Origin of the sequence: Stenotrophomonas sp. B1-1 (genome assembly GCF_010894375.1) — a bacterium.
Lineage (GTDB): Bacteria > Pseudomonadota > Gammaproteobacteria > Xanthomonadales > Xanthomonadaceae > Stenotrophomonas.
Map to the genome: position 1 here is coordinate 33,171 of NZ_JAAIUZ010000018.1, position 24,675 is coordinate 57,845.

The 24,675-nt window shown below is 66.7% G+C and carries 24 protein-coding genes; 12 read left to right on the forward strand and 12 right to left on the reverse strand.

Annotation, left to right across the window (positions count from 1 at the left end; genetic code table 11):
- Window positions 1–14: 14 nt before the first annotated feature.
- Window positions 15–626 (forward strand): thioredoxin family protein, encoded by a 612-nt coding sequence (locus G4G00_RS14615; protein WP_164274615.1) that lies wholly within the window; start codon window positions 15–17, stop codon window positions 624–626.
- Between the two features lie 157 nt (window positions 627–783).
- Window positions 784–1,923 carry a hypothetical protein gene (locus tag G4G00_RS14620; protein ID WP_164274618.1) on the forward strand — a complete coding sequence of 380 codons (1,140 nt, stop codon included), beginning with the start codon at window positions 784–786 and terminating at the stop codon, window positions 1,921–1,923.
- A gap of 161 nt (window positions 1,924–2,084) precedes the next feature.
- On the opposite strand, the gene G4G00_RS14625 is transcribed toward G4G00_RS14620, so the two are convergent.
- A complete protein-coding gene (locus tag G4G00_RS14625) occupies window positions 2,085–2,579 on the reverse strand; it encodes a MarR family transcriptional regulator (RefSeq protein ID WP_108754407.1) in 495 nt (164 codons plus the stop codon).
- 129 nt (window positions 2,580–2,708) lie between these two features.
- Here G4G00_RS14625 and hppD point away from each other — a divergent pair, with 129 nt between their 5' ends.
- On the forward strand, window positions 2,709–3,821 hold the full coding sequence (gene hppD, locus G4G00_RS14630) for a 4-hydroxyphenylpyruvate dioxygenase (protein WP_199911386.1): 1,113 nt from the start codon (window positions 2,709–2,711) through the stop codon (window positions 3,819–3,821).
- Between the two features lie 118 nt (window positions 3,822–3,939).
- Entirely contained in the window at window positions 3,940–5,244 is a 1,305-nt protein-coding gene (gene hmgA, locus G4G00_RS14635) for a homogentisate 1,2-dioxygenase (protein WP_164274621.1), read from the forward strand.
- Window positions 5,245–5,353: 109 nt separating this feature from the next.
- Here hmgA and G4G00_RS14640 read toward each other — a convergent pair whose 3' ends face one another.
- Complete coding sequence (locus G4G00_RS14640; protein WP_164274624.1) at window positions 5,354–5,872, reverse strand: hypothetical protein; 519 nt, start codon at window positions 5,870–5,872, stop codon at window positions 5,354–5,356.
- Window positions 5,873–5,994: 122 nt separating this feature from the next.
- Between G4G00_RS14640 and G4G00_RS14645 the strand changes: the two genes are divergently transcribed.
- Window positions 5,995–6,636, forward strand: a complete 642-nt coding sequence (locus G4G00_RS14645; protein WP_164274627.1) for a hypothetical protein — start codon at window positions 5,995–5,997, stop codon at window positions 6,634–6,636.
- 72 nt (window positions 6,637–6,708) lie between these two features.
- Window positions 6,709–7,665 carry a sodium:calcium antiporter gene (locus tag G4G00_RS14650; protein ID WP_164274630.1) on the forward strand — a complete coding sequence of 319 codons (957 nt, stop codon included), beginning with the start codon at window positions 6,709–6,711 and terminating at the stop codon, window positions 7,663–7,665.
- Window positions 7,666–7,989: 324 nt separating this feature from the next.
- Here the strand turns inward: G4G00_RS14650 and G4G00_RS14655 are convergent, their stop codons facing one another.
- The 8 genes from G4G00_RS14655 to G4G00_RS14690 form a co-directional block, all read right to left on the reverse strand.
- A complete protein-coding gene (locus G4G00_RS14655) occupies window positions 7,990–8,376 on the reverse strand; it encodes a Na+/H+ antiporter subunit G (RefSeq protein ID WP_108751104.1) in 387 nt (128 codons plus the stop codon).
- Entirely contained in the window at window positions 8,373–8,657 is a 285-nt protein-coding gene (locus G4G00_RS14660) for a K+/H+ antiporter subunit F (RefSeq protein WP_006399171.1), read from the reverse strand. Before G4G00_RS14660 ends, G4G00_RS14655 begins: the two co-directional genes overlap by 4 nt.
- Complete coding sequence (locus tag G4G00_RS14665) at window positions 8,654–9,160, reverse strand: Na+/H+ antiporter subunit E (RefSeq protein ID WP_108751103.1); 507 nt, start codon at window positions 9,158–9,160, stop codon at window positions 8,654–8,656. The genes G4G00_RS14660 and G4G00_RS14665 overlap by 4 nt, the downstream gene beginning before the upstream one ends.
- Window positions 9,157–10,692 carry a monovalent cation/H+ antiporter subunit D gene (locus G4G00_RS14670; RefSeq protein WP_164274633.1) on the reverse strand — a complete coding sequence of 512 codons (1,536 nt, stop codon included), beginning with the start codon at window positions 10,690–10,692 and terminating at the stop codon, window positions 9,157–9,159. Before G4G00_RS14670 ends, G4G00_RS14665 begins: the two co-directional genes overlap by 4 nt.
- Window positions 10,689–11,066 carry a Na+/H+ antiporter subunit C gene (locus G4G00_RS14675; RefSeq protein ID WP_108763092.1) on the reverse strand — a complete coding sequence of 126 codons (378 nt, stop codon included), beginning with the start codon at window positions 11,064–11,066 and terminating at the stop codon, window positions 10,689–10,691. The genes G4G00_RS14670 and G4G00_RS14675 overlap by 4 nt, the downstream gene beginning before the upstream one ends.
- The gene (locus tag G4G00_RS14680; protein WP_108754399.1) at window positions 11,066–13,894 is read right to left on the reverse strand and encodes a monovalent cation/H+ antiporter subunit A; all 2,829 of its coding nucleotides are present in this window, start codon (window positions 13,892–13,894) and stop codon (window positions 11,066–11,068) included. Before G4G00_RS14680 ends, G4G00_RS14675 begins: the two co-directional genes overlap by 1 nt.
- A gap of 339 nt (window positions 13,895–14,233) precedes the next feature.
- Entirely contained in the window at window positions 14,234–14,719 is a 486-nt protein-coding gene (locus tag G4G00_RS14685) for an Mpo1-like protein (RefSeq protein WP_108754398.1), read from the reverse strand.
- Between the two features lie 242 nt (window positions 14,720–14,961).
- Complete coding sequence (locus tag G4G00_RS14690; RefSeq protein WP_029379835.1) at window positions 14,962–15,888, reverse strand: phosphoribosylaminoimidazolesuccinocarboxamide synthase; 927 nt, start codon at window positions 15,886–15,888, stop codon at window positions 14,962–14,964.
- A 141-nt stretch (window positions 15,889–16,029) separates the two neighbouring features.
- Here G4G00_RS14690 and G4G00_RS14695 point away from each other — a divergent pair, with 141 nt between their 5' ends.
- The 4 genes from G4G00_RS14695 to yegS all read left to right on the forward strand — a co-directional run bounded on the left by G4G00_RS14695 (window position 16,030) and on the right by yegS (window position 18,757).
- Window positions 16,030–16,359, forward strand: a complete 330-nt coding sequence (locus G4G00_RS14695; protein WP_107232903.1) for a DnaJ domain-containing protein — start codon at window positions 16,030–16,032, stop codon at window positions 16,357–16,359.
- A gap of 32 nt (window positions 16,360–16,391) precedes the next feature.
- Window positions 16,392–17,069, forward strand: coding sequence for a ribulose-phosphate 3-epimerase (gene rpe, locus G4G00_RS14700; protein ID WP_108751097.1), 678 nt, complete (start codon window positions 16,392–16,394; stop codon window positions 17,067–17,069).
- A 3-nt stretch (window positions 17,070–17,072) separates the two neighbouring features.
- Entirely contained in the window at window positions 17,073–17,564 is a 492-nt protein-coding gene (locus G4G00_RS14705; protein ID WP_108757379.1) for a GNAT family N-acetyltransferase, read from the forward strand.
- A 260-nt stretch (window positions 17,565–17,824) separates the two neighbouring features.
- The gene (gene yegS, locus G4G00_RS14710) at window positions 17,825–18,757 is read left to right on the forward strand and encodes a lipid kinase YegS (protein WP_164274636.1); all 933 of its coding nucleotides are present in this window, start codon (window positions 17,825–17,827) and stop codon (window positions 18,755–18,757) included.
- Window positions 18,758–18,765: 8 nt separating this feature from the next.
- Here the strand turns inward: yegS and G4G00_RS14715 are convergent, their stop codons facing one another.
- Together G4G00_RS14715 and G4G00_RS14720 are read right to left on the reverse strand one after the other, a co-directional pair.
- Entirely contained in the window at window positions 18,766–19,632 is an 867-nt protein-coding gene (locus G4G00_RS14715; protein WP_164274639.1) for an ankyrin repeat domain-containing protein, read from the reverse strand.
- A gap of 11 nt (window positions 19,633–19,643) precedes the next feature.
- The gene (locus G4G00_RS14720) at window positions 19,644–20,375 is read right to left on the reverse strand and encodes an ankyrin repeat domain-containing protein (protein ID WP_240336165.1); all 732 of its coding nucleotides are present in this window, start codon (window positions 20,373–20,375) and stop codon (window positions 19,644–19,646) included.
- A gap of 245 nt (window positions 20,376–20,620) precedes the next feature.
- On the opposite strand from G4G00_RS14720, the gene G4G00_RS14725 reads away from it, so the two are divergent.
- Both G4G00_RS14725 and trpE read left to right on the forward strand, forming a co-directional pair.
- Window positions 20,621–22,990: an XVIPCD domain-containing protein gene (locus G4G00_RS14725; RefSeq protein WP_240336166.1), complete on the forward strand. Its 2,370-nt coding sequence runs from the start codon at window positions 20,621–20,623 to the stop codon at window positions 22,988–22,990.
- Window positions 22,991–23,147: 157 nt separating this feature from the next.
- Window positions 23,148–24,623: an anthranilate synthase component I gene (gene trpE, locus G4G00_RS14730; protein WP_057494325.1), complete on the forward strand. Its 1,476-nt coding sequence runs from the start codon at window positions 23,148–23,150 to the stop codon at window positions 24,621–24,623.
- Window positions 24,624–24,675: the final 52 nt, after the last annotated feature.

Genomic DNA, 24,675 nt, shown 5'->3' on the forward strand with positions numbered 1-24,675 from the left:
CGAGGGCAGTGGGCATGCGTACAACGTTCGGCAGGGCCGTGGTGGCCGCGATGTGTGCAGCGCTGATCAGCGCCTGTTCCCAGCAACCGCCGCCGGCACCGGCCGAACCCACCCAGCCCCTGGATACCCGCCCCACCGAGCCACCGGCCGCTGACCCCAGCGTGCCGGTGGCCTCGGGCAACACCCCGGCGGCGGCCGATATCGCCGCCATCGCCGGCCTCAACGCCAGCTTCGACCCGGCCCGCGACCCGCAGGCCGATCTGGAAACGGCCAAGGTGGAAGCGCAGCGCGGCAACAAGCGCATCATCCTGGACGTGGGCGGCGAGTGGTGCTCGTGGTGCCACCTGATGGACACGTTCATCGAGGGCGATGCCGAAGTGCGCCGCCTGCGCGATGCGAACTTCGTCTGGATGAAGGTGAACTACAGCGAAGACAACGAGAACACCGCCTTCCTGTCGCAGTACCCGCAGGTGAAGGGCTACCCGCACCTGTTCGTGCTGGACGCCGACGGCACCCTGCTGCAGTCGCAGTTCACCGGCGAACTGGAAAAGCCCAAGGGCGAAGGCAAGGGCTACCAGCGCGCCCGCTTCATCGCTTTCCTGGAAAAGTGGGCGCCCCCGCGCTGACCCCGCCCCCCCTGTAGAGTCGAGCCATGCTCGACTGCACTGCTGCTGCTCTGCATGCTCGACTGCCGTGCTCGACGGCTACAGAAATCCCCCCCATGGCCGCTAACGGCAAGGACCTCAGTCGAATCGACTGCGGCCCCCACCCGCAGGAGCGCCCATGCACAGCGACCACGCCGACCGATCGCCCGACCCCGCCAGCACACCGGCCGACGGCGCGGCCCCCGAAGGCGTAGGCCTGCCCGCGCAGGAAACCCTGCTGGACGATGCCGGTACCGGCGAAGACACGCTGGAACTTGCGCCGCCGCGCTACCGGCTGCCGCAGATCGCGCTGCCCGACAACGTGGTGCTGAAGGGCGCCGTGCAGAAACTGGTCGAGCAGAAGGCCCGCCTGGACCGGCTGGCCGCCGAAGGCCAGTTGACCGGCCTGCTACCCGCCGAATGGCAGGGCAGTGGCCTGCGTGCCATCGATCTGTCCAGTTTCATCCAGGGCGTGCTGCCGTTCCTGCAGACCGGTGAACGCGGTGAGACCGCACCGGCCCGCCTGCCGGTGCGCCACGTGCTGGGCGATGACAGCCGTTGGGGCGTGCAGGACGTGGCCGAACCGAAATCGCTGGCGTGGTACCTGGCCAGCGACGAGCGCGCCAGCGCCGGCAGCAAGGACGTGGCCGAAGCCTGGCTGGTCGGCGCGCTGGGCCTGGCCTGGATGCAGGAAGGGCGCAGCCGCCCCGGCTTCCTGCGCGCCATGGACCAGGACAGCCTGGCCGCGCGGGTGACCATGCTGGGCTATCCGCCGCCGGGCGAACTGGCGCTGTACAGCGTGACCGCCCATGGCCAGCCGCAGATCTGGTGTGTGCATGGCCGGCGCAAACTGCGGCCGTTGTTGGCACCGTGGCTGAGCGTGCCGTTGCTGACCGCCTACGGCGTGGCGGCGCCGGCGGCGTGGCCAAGCAGTTTCCCGCCGGTGGACGCGGTGGCCGACGCCATTGCCGCGGCCCGCCCCGGCAAGCTGGTGCCGGAAGTGGACCTGGCCAAGGTGGTGGCGAAGATTGCCGAAAACACCGCCGGCGACGCCTGGCAGCCGGTCAGCTTGTTGCAGCTCAACACCTGGTCGCCGCGCTGGACCTTCTTCCTGGGCACCTTCGTCGGCCTGCCTTCGCTGTTGCTGGTCACCGCTGCGCTGGCCCTGCCGGGCGCGGTGGAAGCGGCCACCGTGGCCGCCTCGCTGGGGTTCGCTGGCGGCGCCATTGCCGCCCTGGCCGTGCCGTGGATCCATGCCCGGCGCAAGCACCTGAGCTGAACCCGCTCGGGGTCGGATCCCTTTCCGCAGGAAAGGGCTCTGACCCGGGTACCGCACCGGCGTGTCGACCAAGGTCGACACCTACCCACCGAAGCCTTGGGGTCGGATCCCTTTCCGCAGGAAAGGGCTCTGACCCCGGAACAACGCCAGGGTAGGCGCGGTTACACCCCTTCGCCCATCCGCTCCAGGCCATCGCCGGCCAGCCGCAGGATCAGCTTTTCCAGCAGCTGCTCCTCTTCCTCGCTCAGCACCGACATCAGCTTGCGGGTGATCTCGATCACCAGCGGGGCAATGGTTTCGTACACCTCGAAGCCGGCCGCCGACAGTGCCAGCACCGAGCGGCGGCGGTCGTCGCCATGGGTCTCGCGCTTGATGAAGCCGCGCTCCAGCAGCCGCGCCACGGCCCGGCTGACGGCCACCTTGTCCATGGCCGTGCGGTCGGATACCTCACTGGCCGACGAGCCCGGGTACAGCGCCAGGATGGTGATCACCCGCCACTCGGGAATGGCCAGGCCATAGCGGTCGCCGTACAGCTTGGCGATGTTGCCGCTGACCCGGTTGGACAGCACGCTCAGCCGGTAAGGCAGGAACTGTTCCAGGTCGAGCAGGACGTGCGAGGCGCGCACGCGGGTAGAGGCGGGATCGGCTGGGTTCATGCTGCGGTGCACCTTGCTGGTGGTTTCAGTTGTAACTATAAAGGTTGGGTCCGTACCCTGCATTCTCGCCGGGTCCAACCCCGCCCGCACCTGGTTTGTGCCGATGCGGCACCGATTCGGAGCCACGCCATGAATACCGCCGTCCCGACCGCCTCGCACCCGAACCCCGGCATGCAGGTCACCACCTTCGAAAACCCGATGGGCATCGATGGTTTCGAGTTCGTCGAATTCGCCGCCCCGGCCGGCCGTGGCCAGGAACTGCACGACTACTTCCGCAAGATGGGCTTCAGCGCGGTGCTCAAGCACAAGCAGCGCCCGATTACCGTCTATCGCCAGGGCGACGTCAACTTCCTGGTCAACGAAGACCCCGACTCGTTCGCCGCCGACTTTGCTGAAAAGCACGGCCCCTGTGCCTGCGGCTTCGCCATCCGCTTCCAGAAGCCGGGCGCTGAGGTCTACCAGACCGCGCTGGGCAACGGCGCCGAAGCGGTGGCCTTCAAGCCGGACAGCAAGGCCGTCAACGCACCGGTCATCAAGGGCATCGGCGATTGCATGCTGTACCTGGTGGACCGCTACGGCGCCGCCGGCAGCATCTTCGATGGCGACTACGAAGCCGTGCCCGGTGCCGACCTGCACCCGTTCGGCTTCGGCCTGACCTTCATCGACCACCTGACCCACAACCTGTACTTCGGCAACATGCAGCAGTGGTCGGATTACTACGAGCGCCTGTTCAACTTCCGCGAGATCCGCTACTTCGACATCAAGGGCCTGAAGACCGGCCTGGTGTCCAAGGCGATGACCGCACCGGACGGCATCGTGCGCATTCCGCTGAACGAATCGTCCGATCCGAAGAGCCAGATCAACGAATACCTGGACGCCTACAAGGGCGAGGGCATCCAGCACATCGCCTGCTTCACCGACAACATCTATGAAACCGTCGAAGCCATGCGCGCGCAGGGCGTGGATTTCCTGGATACGCCGGACACCTATTTCGATGTGATCGACCAGCGCGTGCCCAACCACGGTGAAGACGTGGCGCGCCTGGCCAGGAACAAGATCCTGATCGACGCCGACCCGGAAACCCACCAGCGCAAGCTGCTGCAGATCTTCACCCAGAACTGCATCGGCCCGATCTTCTTCGAGATCATCCAGCGCAAGGGCAACGAAGGCTTCGGCGAAGGCAACTTCACCGCGCTGTTCGAAAGCATCGAGCGCGACCAGATCCGCCGCGGCGTGCTGTAAGGTCACCGCACGCACCCCCCTCGGTAGCGCCGGGCCATGCCCGGCGTATGCTCACCTGTAGAGCCGAGCCATGCTCGGCTGCTTCCCGTTCCGGCCGCGCAGATACCAGGAGCTCCCCATGTCCACCGCCCTCACCGCCCGCGGCTACCAGTCCGGCTTCGGCAACGAATTCGCCACCGAGGCCGTGCCCGGCGCACTGCCGGTCGGGCAGAACTCGCCGCAGAAGGTGGCCCATGGCCTCTACGCCGAACAGCTGTCGGGTACCGCGTTCACCGCGCCGCGCGGCAGCAACCGCCGCAGCTGGCTGTACCGCATCCGCCCGGCGGTGACCCACGGCGAGTTCACCCCGTTCGCGCAATCGCGGCTGCAGTGCGATTACAACGCGCAGCCGGCATCGCCGAACCAGCTGCGCTGGAGCCCGCTGCCGCTGCCGGAACTGCCGACCGATTTCGTCGAAGGCCTGTACACGATGGGCGGCAACGGTTCGCCCGATGCACACGCCGGCGTCGGCATCCACCTGTATGCCGCCAACCGGGACATGGTCGGCCGCTACTTCTACAGCGCCGACGGCGAACTGCTGATCGTGCCGCAGCTGGGTGCGCTGCGCCTGCTGACGGAACTGGGCGTGGTCGAGATCGAGCCGCAGCAGATCGCGGTGATCCCGCGCGGCGTGCGCTTCCGCGTCGAGCTGCCCGACGGTCCCAGCCGCGGCTATGTGTGCGAAAACCATGGCGCACTGCTGAAGCTGCCCGACCTGGGCCCGATCGGTGCCAACGGCCTGGCCAACCCGCGCGACTTCGAAACCCCGCATGCCGCCTTCGAAGACATCGACGGCGACTTCGAGCTGATCGCCAAGTTCGACGGCCGGCTGTGGCGCGCGCCCATCGACCATTCACCGCTGGACGTGGTGGCCTGGCACGGCAACTACGCGCCGTACCGCTACGACCTGCGCCGCTTCAACACCATCGGCTCGATCAGCTACGACCACCCGGACCCGTCCATCTTCCTGGTGCTGCATTCGCCCAGCGACACGCCCGGCACCAGCAACATGGATTTCGCCATCTTCCCGCCGCGCTGGCTGGTGGCGCAGAACACGTTCCGCCCGCCGTGGTTCCACCGCAACATCGCCAGCGAATTCATGGGCCTGGTGCACGGCGCCTACGACGCCAAGGCAGAAGGTTTCGTGCCCGGCGGTGCGTCGCTGCACAACTGCATGAGTGGGCATGGCCCCGATGCGCCGACCTTCGACAAGGCGTCCAACGCCGACCTGTCCAAGGCCGATGTCATCAAGGACACCATGGCCTTCATGTTCGAAACCCGCGCGGTGATTCGCCCCAGCGCGCAGGCGCTGGCTGCATCGCACCGCCAGGGCGATTACCAGCAGTGCTGGAACGGGTTGCGCAACAATTTCCGTTCGGCGTAGGGGCCGGCAGGGCAGGCGGGGTAGAGTCGACCGTTGGTCGACTAACGCGCGCAGCGCGGGATTTGCAGGCAAAAGCAGTCGACCAACGGTCGACTCTACCCGGTCGCTGCTACGCCGTGACCGCAAACCCGTCGCAATGCTCCAACGGCAACGCCTCCAACAGCCGCTGCCGCACGCGCTGGCAATAGCCCTCGGAGGTCATGCCAGGCAGCACACCCAGCGCCGCACGCAGCACCGCCAGCACCTGGTCTTCCGCGCGCGCCTGCTGCAGGTCGCGGAACAACGCCGCGGCCTGTGCATTGCGCTGCATTTCCAGAATGCCCAGCAGGTAGATGCGCGCGGCCGCCAACGAGCGGCGGCGCTCGACCCCGGCCGGGACCGGCGCAGGGTTCTGCGCGGCCGGTACCGCCGGAGGCGCAGCGACTGTCGTTTCCGGCCCGGTCTGCAGATAGCCGCCCTGGATCAGCTGGATCACCATCGCCGGTGCCTCCTGACCGATCAGGCCGGTCAGATCGGCAATGCTGCGCTGGCCATCGCACAGGATCAGCAGCCGGCGCTGGCGCATGTCCAGCGGTGCGCGGTGGGCCTGCAGCGCGGTTCGGGCGAGGTCGGTCTTGCGCGGTTGCATGGAAGGACAGCCAAGTCGGTGCACGCCGAGCCTGAACCGTCGGCATGAAACGGCGATGACAATGCAGCGCCTGCACGCGCGCTGCGCTAGCGTGCCTGCACACCGTGCCCAGGAAACCACCCATGAAACACCTGCCCCTGGCTGGCCTGCTGCTGTTGTCGCTGGCCGCCTGCAACCGCACCCCGGAACCGACCGCACCGGCCGAACCTGCCGCCACTGCCCCGGCCAAGGATGCCTCGGTACCCGCCGATGCCGACCTGGCCACGGCCTCGCCGGTGGACCCGCGCAGTGACAGCCCGGCGCGGCTGGACGGCTTTGGCGGCGTGATGCTGGGCGCCGGCATTGCCGAGGTGCGCAGCGGCTATGGCAGCCCCCTGCAGGGACTGGGCACCGATGCCGCCGGCAAGCCGCTGCCGGCCGATGACAGCAATGACGGCTGCTACTTCCTGCGCCCGCAGGATGCCGAAGACCCGCGCCTGATGATCGAAGGCCGCAAGCTGGTGCGCTACGACGTGCGCAGCAGCGCCATCGTGGCCCCCGGCGGTGGCCGGGTGGGCATGACCCTGGGCGAGCTGCAGACCCTGTACCCGGATCGCGGCGACGTGGTGCCGGACAAATACGACGACAAGGCCCAGCACCTGCGGGTGCGCCCGGCGCAGGAGGGCGGGGCGGTGATCGACTTCGCGCTGGGCGCCGACGGCAAGGTGGGCGGCTGGCGGGTGGGCAAGACGCCGCAGGTGGATTACGCCGAAGGCTGCGGCTGAACCTTGATGCGCGGCGCCCCGGTAGCGGGGCGCCGCGCGTAGAATCGCGCCACGACCGCTGGGGAGTGCTCGATGATCGTCATAGCCATTGCCTGGTTCCTGCTCGGCCTGCTGTTGCTGGCCTTGGGCGGGGACTCCATCGTCAAGGCCGTAGCCGGCCTGGCCCAGCGCTTCGGCGCCAGTGCCTTCACCGCCGGCCTGCTGTTGTTGGGCGTGGCCACCTCGCTGCCGGAGCTGGCGGTCAACGCGCGCGCGTTGCTGGTCGGCCAGCCCGAACTGGCGCTGGGCAACGCGATGGGCAGCAGCATCGCCAACCTGGGCCTGACCCTGGCCGTGGCCGCCATTACCGCGCCGTTGCTGCTGCGCGCGCGCCTGCAGACCGTGCTGTGGTGGTCATTGCTGGCCGCGGCGCTGCTGCTGATGGTGTTCGGCCTGGATGGCCGCCTGCAGCGCTGGGAGGCCGGTGTTCTGGTGGCCGGCTTCGTCGTCGTGCAGGCCGTGCTGCTGCGCCGTGGGCGCTCGGAAGGCCCTGAGGTGCAGGCGGTCATCGCCGAGTCGGCGCTCAGCCGTACCAGTCTGCCGTTGAACGTGCTGCGGGTGCTGATCGCCGCGCTGACACTGTACTGGGGCGCGCGCCTGGTGGTCGGTGCGGCGGCGGACTTCGGCACCGCCCTGGGCTGGTCCCCGTTGCTGGTGGGCCTGCTGCCGGTGGCAATCGGCACCGCACTGCCGGAGGTGGCCGCAGCCATCGCCGCCGCGCGTCGTGGCCACGGCGACATGGTGCTGGGCCACGTGCTGGGTTCCAGCGTGGTGAACCTGCTGCTGGTGATCGGCGCGATGGGGCTGCTGCAGCCGCTGGCACTGCCGGCCTCGTTCGTGCGCCTGGAATTGCCGGCGCTGCTGGCCTTCGCGCTGGTGCTGTACCCGATGCTGCGCGGCGACCTGAAGATCAGCCGCGTGGAAGGTGCGATCCTGCTGGGCGCGTTCGTGGCGTGGGTGGGCCTGGAAATCGCCTTGACCAGTGCCTGATTGAATGCCGGCACGGACGCACAGCGCCGCGGTTTCGTAGAGTCGAGCTTGCTCGACTGCTCCTCGCGCTTCAGTCGAGCAAGCTCGACTCTACCCACGTGCCGACCACGGGTCGGCACCTACCGCACCCACCCTCAACGCGCGGGGGTTTCCATCAGCCGCGACAGCGCGGCCTTGGCCATCAGGTGCGCGCTGATTGGCGCGGTGATGAACAGCACACCGATTTGTAGAGTCGAGCTTGCTCGACTGATCTTCGCGCTTCAGTCGAGCAAGCTCGACTCTACCCACGTGCCGACCAACGGTCGGCACCTACCGCACCTACCCTCAACGCGCGGTGGTTTCCTCTTCCCGCTCCGGTTCCGGCGGCGGCAACTGCTCTTCGGCGGCGCGTTCGTTGCCCGGCAGGCTGGGCCGGGTTTCCATCAGCAGCGACAGCGCGGCCTTGGCCATCAGGTGCGCGCTGATCGGCGCGGTGATGAACAGGAACACGGTAATCAGCAGCTCGCGCGGCTGCGGGTCCTGGCCCAGGAAGATGTGGTAGCACACCGAACACACCAGCACGCAGCCCACCCCCAGCGTGCTGGCCTTGGTCGGCGCATGCAGGCGCTTGAAGAAGGTGGACAGCTTCACCAGCCCCAGCGCGCCCACCAGGATGAAGAAGCAGCCGAACAGCAGCAGCACCGACAGCGCGATCTGGATGAAGGTGATCATTCGACGATGTCCCGCCGCAGCACGAACTTGCTCAGCACCACCGTGCTGCCGAAGCCCAGCATGGCGATCACCAGCGCCGCTTCGAAGTAGATGGCCGAGTTCAGGTACATGCCGAACAGCATCAGTTCGGCGATGGCGGTCACCGACAGGGTGTCCAGTGCCAGGATGCGGTCGGGCACGGTAGGCCCGCGCAGCAGGCGCCAGGTGGCCAGCAGCATGGCCAGGCCGACCACGTGCATGCATACCACCAGGGTGGTCTGGATGATCTGGAATCCAGTCATGGGAAGATCTCCATCAACGGGGCTTCGTAACGGCGCTTGATCGTGTCGATCAGCTCCTGCGGGTCGTCCAGGTGCAGCACGTGCACCAGCAGGAAACGGCGGTCGTCGCTCAACGCAGCCGACACCGTGCCGGGGGTCAGGGTGATCATGCTGGTCAGCGCGGCGATGCCGTGGATGTTGGCGATGTCCAGCGGCAACCAGATGAAACCGGGGTGGATGTTCTTCTCCGGCCCCAGCACCTGGATCGCCACCCGGATGTTGGACACCAGGATGTCCCACAGGGTGACGAACAGCAGCTTGGGCACCGGCCGCAGCGTGCCGATGCGGGCGAATTCGCGGTCCAGGCGCGCGGCGAACAGCGGCACCACCACGCCCAGCACCAGGCCCAGCACGATCTGGCCCAGGGTGAAGCTGTCGGACATCAGCACCCAGAACGCCACCACCATGATGCTCAGGGCGGGCGAGGGGATGATGCGGCGGAACAACGAGCGCTGTGCGTTCATGGCTGGCGGATCTCCGGCGTGGTCGCACGCAGTTGCTGCACGTACTCGCCCGGCTGCAGCAGCTGCGCGGCGATGGCATCGGTGTGGCGCATCAGCGGGGCAGCGCCCAGGGTCATGCCGATGCCATAGGCCAGCAGCAGGCAGGCGGCATACAGCTCGACGCGGCGCAGCGGCGCCTTGCGCGGCGGCGGCAGCGCCGGGTCCGGTGCCGGCACGCGCCAGAACAGGCGGATGCCACCGCGGGTCAGGCCCATGATGACCAGCAGGCTGCTGACCAGCACCGCCGTCCACACCACGCCGGTGTACTGCGCCGGCATGCCGGCCAGCAGTGCGGCCTTGGCCAGGAAGCCGGACAGCGGCGGCAGGCCGGCCACCGACACCGCGCCGATCAGGAACAGCACCGCCGGCGTTTCCTTGCCCGGCATCGGCGCCACCACTTCCTTGCGATCGCTGGCACCGCCACGGCGGCGCCGGATCAGATCGGCCACCAGGAACAGTGCTGCGGCCACGAAGCTGCTGTGCGGCAGGTAGTACAGGCCGGCGGACAGCACCCGCGGCGTGCCCACCGCGAAGGCAATGAACAGCGTGGCCGCCGAGACGATCACCAGGTAGGAAATCAGCACGCGCAGGCGGGTAGCGGCCAGTGCGCCCAGGCCACCCAGCACCAGGGTGGCCACGCCGGCCCACAGCAGCCACTCGCGGCCGTAGCCGGCCATCGCCCCGGCATCCTCACCGAACCACAGCATCTGGATGCGCAGCACCGCGTACAGGCCGACCTTGGTCATGATCGCAAACAGTGCGGCCACCGCTGCCGGCGCGCGCGAATAGGCCTCGGGCAGCCACAGGTACAGCGGCATCAGCGCGGCCTTGGCGCAGAACACCAGCAGCAACAGGCCCATGGTGGCCTTCACCAGGGTCAGCTGCGCCGGCGGCACCTGCGCGATGCGCTGCGACAGCTCGGCCATGTTCAGCGAGCCCAGCGCGGCGTACAGCAGGCCCAGGGCAATCAGGAACAGGGTGGAGGCAGTGACGTTGAACACCACGTAATGCAGGCCGATGCGCATGCGCAGGCCGCGGCCGCCACTCAGCAGCAGGCCGTAGGAGGCGATCAGCATCACCTCGAAGAACACGAACAGATTGAAGATGTCGCCGGTCAGGAACGCACCGTTCAGGCCCACCAGCTGGAACTGGAACAGCGCATGGAAGTGCGGTGCGCGCCGGTCCCAGCCCGAGCACGCATGCAGCAGGCAGGGAATGGCCAGCAGCAGGGTGGTCAGCAGCATCCACGCCGACAGGCCGTCGGCCACCAGCGCAATGCCCAGCCGCGCCGGCCAGTCGCCCAGCAGATAGACCTGGATATCACCGCCGGCGGTGGCGGCAAACAGCAGGCCCACCACCAGCGCCAGCGCGCCCAGTGCGGTCCACGCCACCGCGCGCTGCACCTTCGGGCCATAGCGGCGGTGTTCGACGAACAGCGACAGCGCAGCGCCCAGCAGCGGAACCAGGATCGGCAGGATCACCAGATGGTTCATGCGTGGTCCTCGCCCCGGCGCGGCGGTGCGTCGTCGTCCGGTTCGTGGGCGTCCACATGGTCACTGTGGTTGTCGCTGCGGCTGCGCATGGCCAGCACGATGCTGACCGCGGTCATCGCAAAGGCGATCACGATGGCCGTCAGCACCAGCGCCTGTGGCAGCGGGTCGGTGTAGTTGCCCAGGTGGCTGTCCATGCCTTCCTGCAGCACCGGCGCCTTGCCCTGCACCACGCGACCACCGGCGAAGATCAGCAGGTTGGTGGCGTAGGACAGGAAGGTCATGCCCAGGATCACATCGAAGCTGCGCGCGCGCAGCAGCAGGTAGATACCGATGGCGGTCAGTACGCCGATCGCGGTGGCCAGGGCCAGTTCCATCAGTGCATCTCCCCGGTCAGGGCCGAACGGCGTTGCAGATCGATCTCGCCCTTGCGCGCGCTGCGGGTGCGCGAGGGTTTGATCGTGCCCATCATCGACAGCATCAGCATGGCGCCGCCGAACACCACCAGGTACACGCCGATATCGAAACCAATCGCGCTGGCCAGCGGCACCTCGCCAATCAGCGGCAGGTGCAGGTCGACATGGCCGCTGGTCAGGAACGGCACGCCGAACAGCATCGAGGCGCAGCCGCTGAGCAGGGCGATCAGCAGGCCGGCGCCGATGCAGCGGATGTAGTCGAAGCCGAAGCGCGATTCCACCGACGCCGAGCCCTGGATCACGTACTGGATCAGCAGCGGCACCGCCAGCACCAGGCCGGCGATGAAGCCGCCGCCGGGCGCGTTGTGGCCGCGCAGGAACAGGAAGATCGACACCGTCAGGGTGAGCGGGAACATGATCTGGGCCAGGTCGGCCGGCACCGGCAGCTTGATCGGCGGGCCGGGCATGATCTGTTCCGGCGCCATGCGGGTACGCCGCAGCAGGGCGTGCACCACCAGCGCGGCGATGCCGAACACGGTGATCTCCCCGAAGGTATCGAAGCCGCGGAAGTCCACCAGGATCACGTTCACCACATTCTGGCCGTAGGCCTCGGGCAGCGAGCGCGCCAGCATTTCGCCGGCCATGGTGTTCGGCGGCAGGGTCATGGCGGTGTAGGCCAGCGCACCCAGGCCGGCACCGGCGATGATGGCGATCACCGCATCGCGGCGCTTGCGCCAGCGCGGCCGCTCGGGGCCGGATTGTGCAGGCAGGTAGTTCATGCCCAGCAGCATCAGCACCAGGGTCACCATCTCCACCAGCAGCTGGGTCAGGGCCAGGTCCGGTGCGGACAGGAACACGAAGGTCAGGGCGACCATCAGGCCCACGCCGCCCACCAGCAGTACCGCCAGCAGGCGCTGCTTGTAGATGCGCAGGGTGGCCACCGCGCAGCCCATCATCACCAGCCACAGCGCCCAGCCCAGCAGCGGAATGGGCTGCGGCTTGGTCCAGTTGGGCGAGCCCGGGTTGGCCACGAACGGCGCCGCGCCCACCACCACCGCCACCAGCACCAGGCCCAGCAGCATGCGCTGCAGGCTGCCGTTGGCAATGCCGTTGGTCAGGCGCATGGCCAGCGCGGAAAGCGCATCCAGCTGCGCATGGAAGACGTTGCGGCCGGTGGCGGTGTTCTGCACGCCGTGCAGGTTGATCAGCCTGCGCAGGCCGAAGTACAGCGCCACGCCGCCCACCACGCCCACCGCGCTCATCGCCAGCGGCAGGTTGAACCCATGCCAGACCGACAGGCTGTACTCGGGCATGGCACTGCCCAGGATCGCCGCCGCACCGGCGTGCAGCACCGGGGCGATGGTCAGCGCCGGGGCAATGCCCACCGCCACGCAGATCACCACCAGGATCTCCACCGGCACCTTCATCCAGCGCGGCGGCTCATGCGGCACGTGGTCCAGGTCGTGCGGGCCATCGCCGAAGAAGGTGTCGTGCACGAAGCGCAGGCTGTAGGCCACGCCGAACACGCCGGCCAGCAGCGCGGCGATCGACACCGCCATGCGCATGGTGCCCGGGCCACCGGCGGTGAGTGCCTCGGCAAACAGCATTTCCTTGGACAGGAAGCCATTGAGCAGCGGAATGCCGGCCATCGCCAGCGAGGCGATGATGGCCAGCGCACTGGTGAACGGCATCAACCTGCGCAGGCCGCCCAGGCGGCGCATGTCGCGGGTGCCGGTCTCGTGGTCGATGATGCCGGCGGCCATGAACAACGACGCTTTGAACGTGGCGTGGTTCAGGATATGGAACACGCCGGCCACCACCGCCATCGGCGTGGACAGGCCGAACAGCAGGGTGATCAGGCCCAGGTGGGAAATGGTCGAATAGGCCAGCAGGCCCTTCAGGTCGTGCTGGAAGATCGCGTTCCAGGCGCCGATCAGCAGGGTGAGCGCACCAATGCCACTGACCGTGTAGAAGAACAGGTCGCTGCCGGCCAGCGCCGGGTGCAGGCGCGCCAGCAGGAACACGCCGGCCTTCACCATGGTGGCCGAATGCAGGTAGGCCGACACCGGGGTGGGGGCGGCCATCGCGTGCGGCAGCCAGAAATGGAACGGGAACTGCGCGCTCTTGGTGAAGATGCCGGCCAGCACCAGGAACAGCGCATACGGGTACAGCGCACTGGCGCGGATCTGCTCGCCGGCGGCCAGCACCACGTCCAGGTCGAAGCTGCCGACGATGCGGCCGATCAGCAGCACGCCACCGAGCAGGGCCAGGCCACCGCCACCGGTGATCACCAGCGCCATGCGCGCGCCCTCGCGGGCGTCCTGCCGGTGTGACCAGAAACCGATCAGCAGGAACGAGCTGATGCTGGTCATTTCCCAGAAGATCATCAGCAACAGCAGGTTGCCGGAGATCACCATGCCCAGCATGGCGCCCATGAACAGCAGCAGGTAGCAGTAGAAGCGGTGGGCGTTGTCCTGGCTGCTCAGGTAATAGCGCGCATACAGCACCACCAGCGCGCCGATGCCCAGCACCATGCCGGCGAACATCCAGGCCAGCCCATCCAGGCGCAGGGCGAAGTCCAGCCCGATCTGCGGCAGCCAGGGCACCACGCTGCGCACCACCTGGCCGTCCATCACCGCTGGGGTCAGCCAGCCAAGAATGGCCAGCCCGCCCAACGGCGCCAGCGCCGCCAGCCAGGCAGCAGTGGTGCGCGAACTACGGGGGAAGGCGGCAACGGCCGCTGCCATAAGGAACGGCAGGGCCAGCAGCAGGGGCAGGCTGGGGAGCATGCAGGGAATCCATGATTCACGAGCAGGTCAGTGAGTCTAACAGTCAGTCAAATGTCGCCGAAACCCATGTAACGGCGACAAACAGCATGTAACGTGCGGTATTCATGTTTTTTGCGGTGCAATAGGGGGCGTTTGCGGCCTTGCCGGGTACGTGTGGCGGCTTTGCCGAATCGGCCCCTACGCCCGCGCACGGAAGGGCGCAGGCCCTGCACCACAGGGGCTGCGGGTTCACGTGGTTCGGCAACGGATGGGTTCAGCCACGGCCTGGCCGGCAGCGTGGCAGGCACGGCGTACAGCCACAGTGAGCGCGCGGCCCCGTTCAGGAAAGCCGCCCGGCGATCAGTAGCGCCAGTCCAGCTTGCGGTACAGCTTGGCCATCACCCAGGCCGGGCCGATCAGCAGGTAGGTCAGATCGGTCAGGAAGCTGGGCTTGCGGCCCTCGAACTTGTGTCCGATGAACTGGGCGATCCAGGCCACCACGAACACGCCTATCGCCAGCCAGCGCAACGCATGCAGGCCGATTTCGGCTTCCAGCAGGCGGCACAGGCAGCCGAACACGAAGAACTGGATGAGCATGCCGATGCCCAGCGGGCGCGACAGCTTGTTGTAGAAGCACCAGGCGCTGAACATCGCAAACGCCGCCCAGATGCCGTACTGGAACCAGGTGATCAGCGGCGGCACGCACCACAGCAGGGCCACCACCGACCACAGGATGGCCGGCACCGCCACCACGTGGATGGCCTGGTTGATCGGGTTCTGGTGGTCGTCGGAATAGCTGGCGAAGTAGCGATCGACGGGGCGTGCAAGCTGGGTGGTGGTCTGCATGCGGCCAGCATACTCCCGCAGCGCCGCGCGGTGATGGGGGGCGTCGAATGGTGGGGGCGACCGGGTGGGGCCGACTGTGTGGAAACGACGGGGTAGAGTCGACCGTTGGTCGACTATCGCGCGCAGCGCGGCGATTTTCTCGATCTGAACGGAGAGCAGTCGACCAACGGTCGACTCTACCGGGTCCAATTCATCGACCGCATTCCACGCCCCCAGCCGCGCGGGCCGGGGGCGCAGGGGCATCAGTCGACGCTGATGCCGGCCAGGCGCTGCAGCGCCTCGGCGTACTTGGCGCGGGTGCGCTCGATGATCTCGGCCGGGATGGTCGGGCCCGGGGCGGTCTTGCCCCAGTCCAGCGTCTCCAGGTAATCGCGCACGAACTGCTTGTCGTAGCTCGGCGGGCTGGTGCCCACTTCGTACTCGTCGGCCGGCCAGTAACGCGAGGAATCCGGGGTCAGCATCTCGTCCATGATGTACAGACGGCCATCGGCATCGGTACCGAACTCGAACTTGGTATCGGCCAGGATGATGCCGCGCTCGCGGGCGTAATCGGCGGCGAACTTGTAGATGCGCAGGGTGGCATCGCGCACGCGCTCGGCCAGGTCCGCACCCACCTGTTTGACCATCGCATCGAAATCGATGTTCTCGTCATGGTCGCCCACGGCGGCCTTGGTCGAAGGGGTGAAGATCGGCTCTGGCAGCTGCTCGGCCTGGCGCAGGCCGTCGGGCAGGTCGATACCGCTCACCTTGCCGGTGCGCTGGTAGTCCTTCCAGCCGCTGCCGATCAGGTAGCCGCGGGCGATCGCTTCCACCGGCACCGGCTTCAGCTTCCGGGTCACCACCGCGCGCTTGGCATACAGGGCCGGGTCCACGCCCTCGGGCAGCACGCTGGCCACATCGATGCCGGTCAGGTGGTTGGGCATCAGGTGGGCGGTCTTGGCGAACCAGAAGTTGGACACCTGGCAGAGCATCTCGCCCTTGCCCGGAATCGGGTCGGGCAGCACCACGTCGAACGCCGACAGGCGATCGGTGGCCACCATCAGCAGGTAATCGCCCGGCGGGGTCCCTGCCGGCAGCCGCTCGCGCGGAATATCGAACACATCACGCACCTTGCCGCGATGGCGCAAGGGCAGGCCGGGGAGATCGGATTGCAACAGCGTGGTCGGCACGGGCACTCCTGGGGCTTTGTCGATACGGCTGCCCAACGGACCCGGCGGGCCCGCTGACCAGCGGGCGGCCTAGTGTAAAGCGGTCCGGGCCCGCTGTGACGTAAAATGATCGTCCATTTCGTCGGTCACCCCCGGAACGCCATGCGCTGGTACGGAAAACTGCTCGGATTCATTGCCGGGGCCCTGCTGTTCCGGCCCAATCCGCTGTTCGGGGCGGTGGTGGGCCTGCTGCTGGGCCACGCCTTCGACAGCGACTGGTTCCGCCTGAACAAGGAAAACCCGTACCGGGAGCTGGGGCTGACCTCCGAGGCCACCGACGCCGAGATCGAGCGCGCCTACCGCAAGCTGATATCCCAGTACCACCCCGACAAGCTGGGTGGCGCCGCCCCCGAGCTGCAGCAGCAGGCCGAACAGAAGTCGCGGCGCATCAATGCCGCCTACGACCGCATCAAGACCCTGCGCAAGCGCTGAACCCCTTTCCCCTCGTGCCCAAGGCCCCGGCCATGTCCAACTGCCTCATCGCCCCGTCCATCCTGTCCGCCGATTTCGCCCGCCTGGGCGAGGAAGTGGACAACGTCCTGGCCGCCGGTGCGGACTGGGTCCATTTCGATGTGATGGACAACCACTACGTGCCGAACCTGACCATCGGCCCGATGGTCTGCCAGGCGCTGCGCAAGCACGGCGTCACCGCGCCGATCGACGTGCACCTGATGGTCGAGCCGGTGGACCGCATCATTCCCGATTTCGCCGAGGCCGGTGCCACCTACATCAGCTTCCACCCGGAAGCGAGCCGCCACGTGCACCGCACCATCCAGCTGATCCGCTCGCTGGGCTGCAAGCCGGGTATCGTGCTGAACCCGGCCACCCCGGTGGACATCCTGGACTGGGTGCTGGATGACCTGGACCTGGTGCTGCTGATGTCGGTCAACCCGGGCTTCGGCGGCCAGGCCTTCATTCCCTCGGCGCTGGACAAGCTGCGCGTGGTGCGCCAGAAGATCGATGCCAGCGGCAAGGACATCCGCCTGGAGATCGACGGTGGCGTGAAGGCCGACAACATCGGTGCGATCGCCGCTGCCGGTGCGGACACCTTCGTTGCCGGTTCGGCCATCTTCAACGCCAAGACCAGCTACCAGGACGTGATCGCGCAGATGCGCGCCAACGTCGCTGCAGCGCGGGGCTGAACCATGGGCACGGCGGCCGTGTTGAACATCCGCGCGGCCACCGTGGCCGATGCCGGCCTGATCCTGCGCTTCATCCGCGAACTGGCCATCTACGAGAAGGCCGAGCACGCGGTGCAGACCGATGAGATCGGCATTGCCGAGAGCCTGTTCGGCGCCGATGCCAGCGCCCGCGCGCTGATCTGCGAAGCCGACGGCGAAGCCATCGGCTACGCGGTGTACTTCTACAACTATTCCACTTGGCTGGGCCGCAAGGGCATCTACCTGGAAGACCTGTACATCAGCCCGGAGAAGCGCGGTGGCGGTGCCGGCAAGGCACTGTTGAAGTACATCGCGCGCCAGGCCGTGGCCGAAGGCTGCGGTCGTTTCGAATGGTCGGTGCTGGACTGGAACACACCGGCCATCGCGTTCTACACCGCCGCCGGCGCAAAGCCGCAGGACGAGTGGACCGTGTACCGGCTGCAGGGCCAGGCCCTGCACGATTTCGCCAACGGTTGAGGCTTCAGGTAGGTGCGAACCTTGGTTCGCACGAAATCCAACCCGGTAGGTGCGAACCTTGGTTCGCACTGCCCTTGCAAAAAAAAGCCGCGCCAATCCCCGGCGCGGCTTCGCTGCATGCGTGGGAGGCTGATCCTGCCTCCATCCATCATCCCTGCTATGGCCTTCCATTCTCCGGGCCATCCATGACACCTGGATGACATTCACCGCGGGCAAACGCGGCGTTGCTAGCCTGTGCCACCCCCTCCCGGAAGCACTGCATGAGCACCCCGCGCTGGCGCCTGATCCTCAACGGCAAATCCGCAGGCGATGACGACCTGCGCAGTGCCGTCGGCCATTGGCGGCAGCAGGGCGTACAGCTGGAAGTGCGGGTGACCTGGGAAGAGGGCGACGCCGAGCGTTACGTGGCCGAAGCCATCGACCATGGCGTGGACGTGATCGTGGCCGCCGGCGGCGATGGCACGCTCAGCGCCGTGGCCGAAACCCTGGCCCATCGCGATGAACCAGCCGACGCGCTGCCCTCGCTGGCGCTGGTGCCGATGGGCACGGCCAATGATTTCGCCACCTCCGCCGGCATTCCCACCGAACCTCAGCAGGCGTTTGCATTGATCGGGCAGGCCTCCGCGCGCGCTGTGGATCTGCTGCGCGTGGACGCCGACGGGCGGACCTGGTGGTGCGCCAACCTGGCCAGCGGTGGCTTCGGCACGCAGGTGACGGTGGAAACCGATGCGGGCCTGAAGAAAATGCTGGGTGGGCTTGCCTACGTCATCACCGGCATCGCCAAACTGGGCCGCATCGAGCCGATCACCGCGCGCCTGTCCGGCCCGGATTTCGCATGGGGAGGCGGCTTCATCGCCCTGGGCATCGGCAATGGCCGCCAGGCCGGTGGCGGCCAGCAGCTGTGCCCGCAGGCACTGATCGATGACGGCCTGCTGGACGTGACCGTGGTGCCCGAACTGGAAGGCGAGGTGGCCGCCACGATTGGCCAGATGCTGACCGGTGGCAAGGAAGCCGCGCTGGAGCGCGTGGCAACGCGCGCGCAGTTGCCGTGGTTGCAGATCGAGGCCCCGCAGGCGCTGACCTTGAACCTGGACGGCGAGCCGGTGCAGGCCCGCCGTTTCCGTATCGACTGCGTGCCGGGCCGGGTGCGCATGCACCTGCCGACTGGCTGCGAGCTGCTTTCCGGGGCTTGAGCTACGGGCTACAGCAGCGGGATGTCTTCTTCCCGGCTGGGGAACTTGAAGGCCTCCCGCTTTCTGCGAATGTGCTCGGGCATCGGCGGGCGTGGGATGTTGCAGTCAGCCAACCATTGCTGGCACTTCTTCTGCCACGGCAGGTTGTCGGGCGTGGTGATTTCCCAGTAGATGTCTTCGACCATCAGCTGACGGGCAGTCTTGCCCGATCCTTCCTGTACAGGTTGGGAGATGGTGGGATCTGCTCCGTGCTCCAGCAGCCAGTAGGCATAGTCGAATCCACCTCTTCCTGTGTACCAGCTCAGGACGGTGTCGTCGCCCAAGCTGCGGCGATTGGATTCATTTACATCTGCGCCGTTTTTCACCAGCGTCTGGACATTCTTCCATTGATTTCCGCTGATGAACGCCTGGTAGAGAAGCGTCTCATTGTTGACGTTGCGCGTATCGGGATTTCCGCCATGCTTAAGCAGAAGATCCAGATAGCGCGGGTCGTCCATCTTCGCCGCGTAGACCATCGCGTTGTCGAAGTTGATCAACTGCCCGTTCATCTGCTTGGACTCGCGGGCATTGGGGTCTGCACCGACATCGAGCAGGGCTTTCAGTCCCTCGATGCTGCGGGCTCGCAGCGGCCACGCGATCAGGGGAATTCCGTCGCGCGATGAAAACGTTCTGTCCGGGTCGACGCCCTCGTCTTTGACAAGGTGACGTATGGCATCGGAGTCGCCGCCTTCGGCGGCAATCGCCAGCTGTAAGGCCTTGCCTTCAAAGTAACCCTCAGCGCCATGCATCGATTGCGGTGCGCATGCTGAAAGCAGTGTCAATGCTGCCGCCAAGAGGGCGGGACGGAAGATGGGATCACGAAGGCGAACGTCCATGTCATCTGTCCTTATAGCAGCGGGATGTCTTCTTCCCTGGTCGGGAACTTGAAGGCCTCCCGCTTCCTGCGGATGTGCTCGGGCATCGGCGGGCGTGGGATGTTGCGCTCAGCCAACCATTGCTGGCACTTCTTCTGCCACGGCAGGTTGTCGGGCGTGGTGATTTCCCAGTAGATGTCCTCGACCATCACCTGTCGGGGCGATTGGGTGGTTCCTTCGATGGGGGGCAGGGAAATTGTCGGGTCCGCTCCATGTTCCAGCAACCAGTAGGCGTAATCAAACCCGCCTCTGCCTGTGTAGAGGCTAAGAACGGTGTCGTTCTTGCCTAGGTTTGGTTCGTTGACGCGAGCCCCGTTCTCAACCAGAAGCTGGATATTCTTCCATTGATTGCCGCTGATGAATGCCTGATACATCAGCGTTTCATGGTTGGAGTTGCGCGTATTCGGATCTCCTCCGTGCTTGAGCAAAGCCTCGAGGAAGCGGGGGTCGTCCATCTTTGCCGCATACACCAGAGCGTTGTTGAAATGGATCTCTTGCCCATTCATCTTTCTGACGACGCGTGCGTTTGGATCTGCACCATTCTCCAGGAGCAGCTGAAGACCCTGCAGATTCTTTGCGCGGAGCGGCCATGCAATCAGTGGAATCCCGTCGCGTGACGAAAACGTGTGGTCCGGATCGACCCCTTCGTCCTTGATGAGGCGCCGTATCGTCTCTGCATCGCCCTGCTCGGACGCGATCGCCAACTGCAGTGGCTGTCCTTCAAAGAACTCATCAGCACCGTGTGTGGATGAAACGGCGCATCCAGTGATGAGTAAAAGTGTGACAAGAGTCGCGCTTGTTAGCGCTCTAGCCATCATATTGTGAAGTCGGACGCGCATCGTCGCTCTGAAATATTTGGCCGTGATGGCGTGACACTATCAGATGCGCCCATGCTGGATAAGCAACGTTGGCTCTGCGTTGAGCCCGCGAAAGCGCAATGGAGTTTGCCATGAATGATTCCGACATCGAGTCGCGTGCTCGCCAAGTTCAACAGCAGAATATGCTGGTCAAGCAGTTGCGCGACAGTGGTCACGAAGAAGAGGCAGATCGCCTCAAGGAGACTTACCACTCCCGGGAAATGTCCGGCTTGGCAGCCGATGTCTATCGGGCAGCCAAGCACGACGGTGAGCCGCCGGCAGGGTGGACGCGCGGGAGCACAGACCCTGCGGCACTTCGGGCTGCGGGAATCAACATGACGGACGACGAGTTGCAGCGTCATCTCCAACCCACACAGTCAGGCTTTCGCGCAGAGATCTATCTGCCAGACAAGAGGGTGCTGGGGCAGGATGCAAAGCCTGTACTTGTCTACAAGGGTTCAACCGGCGAGATCATCGATCCCTCGGTGCCAGCGGGTCACAGGGAGTCTCTAGGCGAGGACTTCCTGAACAATGGAATGCAGGGCATCGGAATGCGCAGCGATTACTACGATCGAGCGATGACGCTTGCATCGTTGGTCAATAGTCGAAGCTCCGGCGGCTTCGAAATAGCCGGCCACTCTCTCGGCGGTGGCATGGCCTCCGCCGCTTCCGCCGTCACCGGCGCGCGCGCTACGACCTTCAACGCCGCTGGCCTGCATCCGGCAACCGCATCGCGTTACGCCAAGGATAACGGCCTGCCGACGTTCGACACCGGGCAGACCGTGCACACCTACCAGACCACGGGTGAGGTGCTGAACGATGTGCAGAACGGCATGCACCGCCTGAGCGAGCATCAGCGCCGCGGCTATGGTGTGCTCGCCAACGAGCTGGGCATGGTGCTGAAGGACCCGGTCATGCAGAAGGTTGTCGGTGAGCAGCTGCGCGAGAGTCTGCCGCCGGGCGCGCAGACCGCCGCTGCACAGTTCATCGAACAGCTGGCGACCCAGCCAGGTCAGCAGGCGCTGCGTGATATTCCGCTTGCGGCGGGGCGTCTTGAACTGCTGCTGGAGCCAAAGACGCGCGATGCGCAGGGCGCGCTGATTGATCGACCGCAGGTGGCCGCGCCCAGCCAGGTGGCGGAACTGGCGGGCCCGCTGTCCACCGTGCTGCACGCCACGGCACATGGTATGCGCAACGGTCGCTTGATCGGCGAGCAGGTGGAAAGGGCCGGCGCTGCCACTGCCCATGTGCTGGACAGAACCGGTGATGGCGTCGAGCGTGTGCTGAAGACCGAAGGCATGGCCATCGGCCAGGTGGTGAACATGGGCTCGGCCAGCCTGCAGGTGGGGACGCGCGCGGCAAGCACGGTGATTGCTTCCGGGCGTGAACTGACCGGCAGCATCGAAGCCACGGTGCATCGCGTGCAGTCGCAGGCCGGCGCCCGTGGGCTGTCCGCGTTGTCGTGGGTAGCGGGCAGCGTGGGCATGGACAACGTGGCCGACAAACTGGCCCGGCAGGGCGACGCCGTTCGTGATCTCGGCGAGCAACGTGCGCAGCACGCGACCACGCAGGCCCATGCCGACGCTGCGGGCGCTCGCGCGACGGGCGAGCGCGTGGCCACCGCCATCAACCACGATGGGCAATGGGTGGCGGGCAAGCTGCAGAACGGCTTTGCCACGGCCGGTGCCCATGTCGAACGTGGCTACGATCTTGTGGCATCCCACGTGAAGGGCATTACCGCGACCGCACCGGTCGCCCTCGCCACGGTGGGCGGGGCAAAAGCTGGCCTTGAGGCGGCCGCCGCCACGCATCTGCCCAGCGGAAACCTGCCAATGGTCGCGGTGAAGCTGCACAACCTGGACCAGTCCGCTCGCGTGGTCCGTGGCATCGGGGCAGCCTTCGGCGAGGCGACCGCCCGCCATGGCATGGACCCGACCGTGATCCCCAGCCTGGATTCCGCGCTGAGCACGCAGGAGGCCGCCGCGCGCAAGCTGATCGAGCAACAGCCCGGCATCGTGCCTGCCGCAGGTGGCCGGGCCACGGGACCCAGCACGCAGGCGATCAGCATCGATCATCCCTCCCATGTGGCCAATCCGCTGTTCCTCGGCGCCCAGTCCGGCGTCCACGCCCTGGACCGGGCCCACAACCGCGTGCCCGACCTGCACAGCGACCAGCTGGCCGGCGCGCTGGCGGCCCAGGCCAAGCGCGAAGGGCTCGAGACCATTTCCCATGTGGTCCTCAGCGACGACCGCGCCCGAGCCTTCGCCGTCGATACCGCCGACCTCAATGCCCCGCACCGACGCCATGCCCATGTGGAGGTAGCCCAGGGCATGGCCCAGCCCCTCAGCGTCAGCACGGCCCAGGTGGATGCCGTCACGGCCAGCCGGTCCGCGTCTGTGGAGGCCGGTCTGGCCCAGCAGCAGGTGCAGGAGTCGCAGGAGCATGCGCGACGCATGGGCTAGGGCCGCAGGGTTTCCCTGCCGCCGAACCTGCGTTACAGTCAACGGGTGTCCAGCCTGACGACCCCGCATACCCTTTCTTCCGCACGCCGTTGGTGGCGATGGTGGCCCGTTGCCGTCGTCCGCCCCCATAACGCTGTGTCCCGGAAGGAAAGTCGTCTTGAACTCGCACGCTCAGTTTCAGCAGCAGGCCGCTGAAGGCCACACCCATATCCCCGTTGTCCGCGAAGTGCTGTCCGACCTGGACACGCCGCTTTCGGTCTATCTGAAGCTCGCCGACGGCCCCAATACCTACCTGTTTGAATCCGTCGAAGGCGGCGAGCGCTTTGGTCGTTACTCGATCATCGGCCTGCCGGCACGCCGCGTGTACGCCTTCCACGGCCACACCCTGACCGTGCGCGAGGATGGCCAGGTGGTGGATACCCGCGAGGTGGCCGACCCCTTCGCCGAGGTCGAGGCGCTGCGCAGCGCCCACTCGGTGCCCAAGCTGGACGGCCTGCCGGGCTTCACCGGTGGTCTGGTCGGCTGGTTCGGCTTCGAGTGCATCGGCTACATCGAACCGCGCCTGGCCCCGCCGGCCGGCCGTGATGAGCTGGGCACGCCGGACATCCTGCTGCTGGATTCCAACGAACTGGCGGTGTTCGACAACCTGAAGGGCCGGCTGTACCTGATCGTGCACGCCGACCCGCGGGTCGACGGCGCGTTCGAGCAGGCGCAGGCGCGCCTGGATGCGCTGACCGCCAAGCTGCGCGCACCGGGCGCGGGCTATCCGGCACCGCTGAACAGCGATGTGCTGGACGAATCCGATTTCGTTTCCGGTTTCACCCGCGAAGGCTTCGTCGATGCGGTCCAGCGCAGCAAGGAATATATCCGCGCCGGTGACATCTTCCAGGTGGTGCTGAGCCAGCGCCTGAGCGTGCCGTTCAAGGCGCGCCCGGTGGATGTGTACCGCGCGCTGCGTGCGCTGAACCCGTCGCCGTACATGTATTTCCTGGATGTGGGCGACCTGCAGGTGGTCGGTTCGTCGCCGGAAATCCTGGTGCGCCTGCAGGATGGCGAAGTGACCGTGCGCCCGATCGCCGGCACCCGCCCGCGCGGCGCCACCGTCGAACAGGACCTGGCGTTGGAAGCCGAGCTGCTGGCTGATCCGAAGGAGCGCGCCGAGCACCTGATGCTGATCGACCTGGGCCGCAATGATGCCGGTCGCGTGTCCAAGGCCGGCACCGTGGAAGTAGGCGAGCAGTTCGTGATCGAGCGCTACAGCCACGTCATGCACATCGTCAGCGAAGTGACCGGCCAGCTGCAGCCGGGCCTGAGCTACGCCGACGTGCTGCGTGCCACCTTCCCGGCCGGTACGGTCAGCGGCGCGCCGAAGATCCGCGCGCTGGAAGTGATCCGCGAACTGGAACCGATCAAGCGCAACGTCTACGCCGGCAGCATCGGCTACATCGGCTGGCACGGCGATGCCGATACCGCGATCGCAATCCGCACTGCGGTCATCAAGGATGGCCGCCTGTACGTGCAGGCCGGCGCCGGCATCGTCTACGACTCGGACCCGGACAAGGAATGGGACGAGACGATGAACAAGGGCCGTGCGCTGTTCCGCGCCGTCGCCCAGGCCGCCAAGGGCCTGTGAGTTTCCCCGTGCCGTGGCCTGCGCCGCGGCACCTTCCGCTGTTCCCACCCAA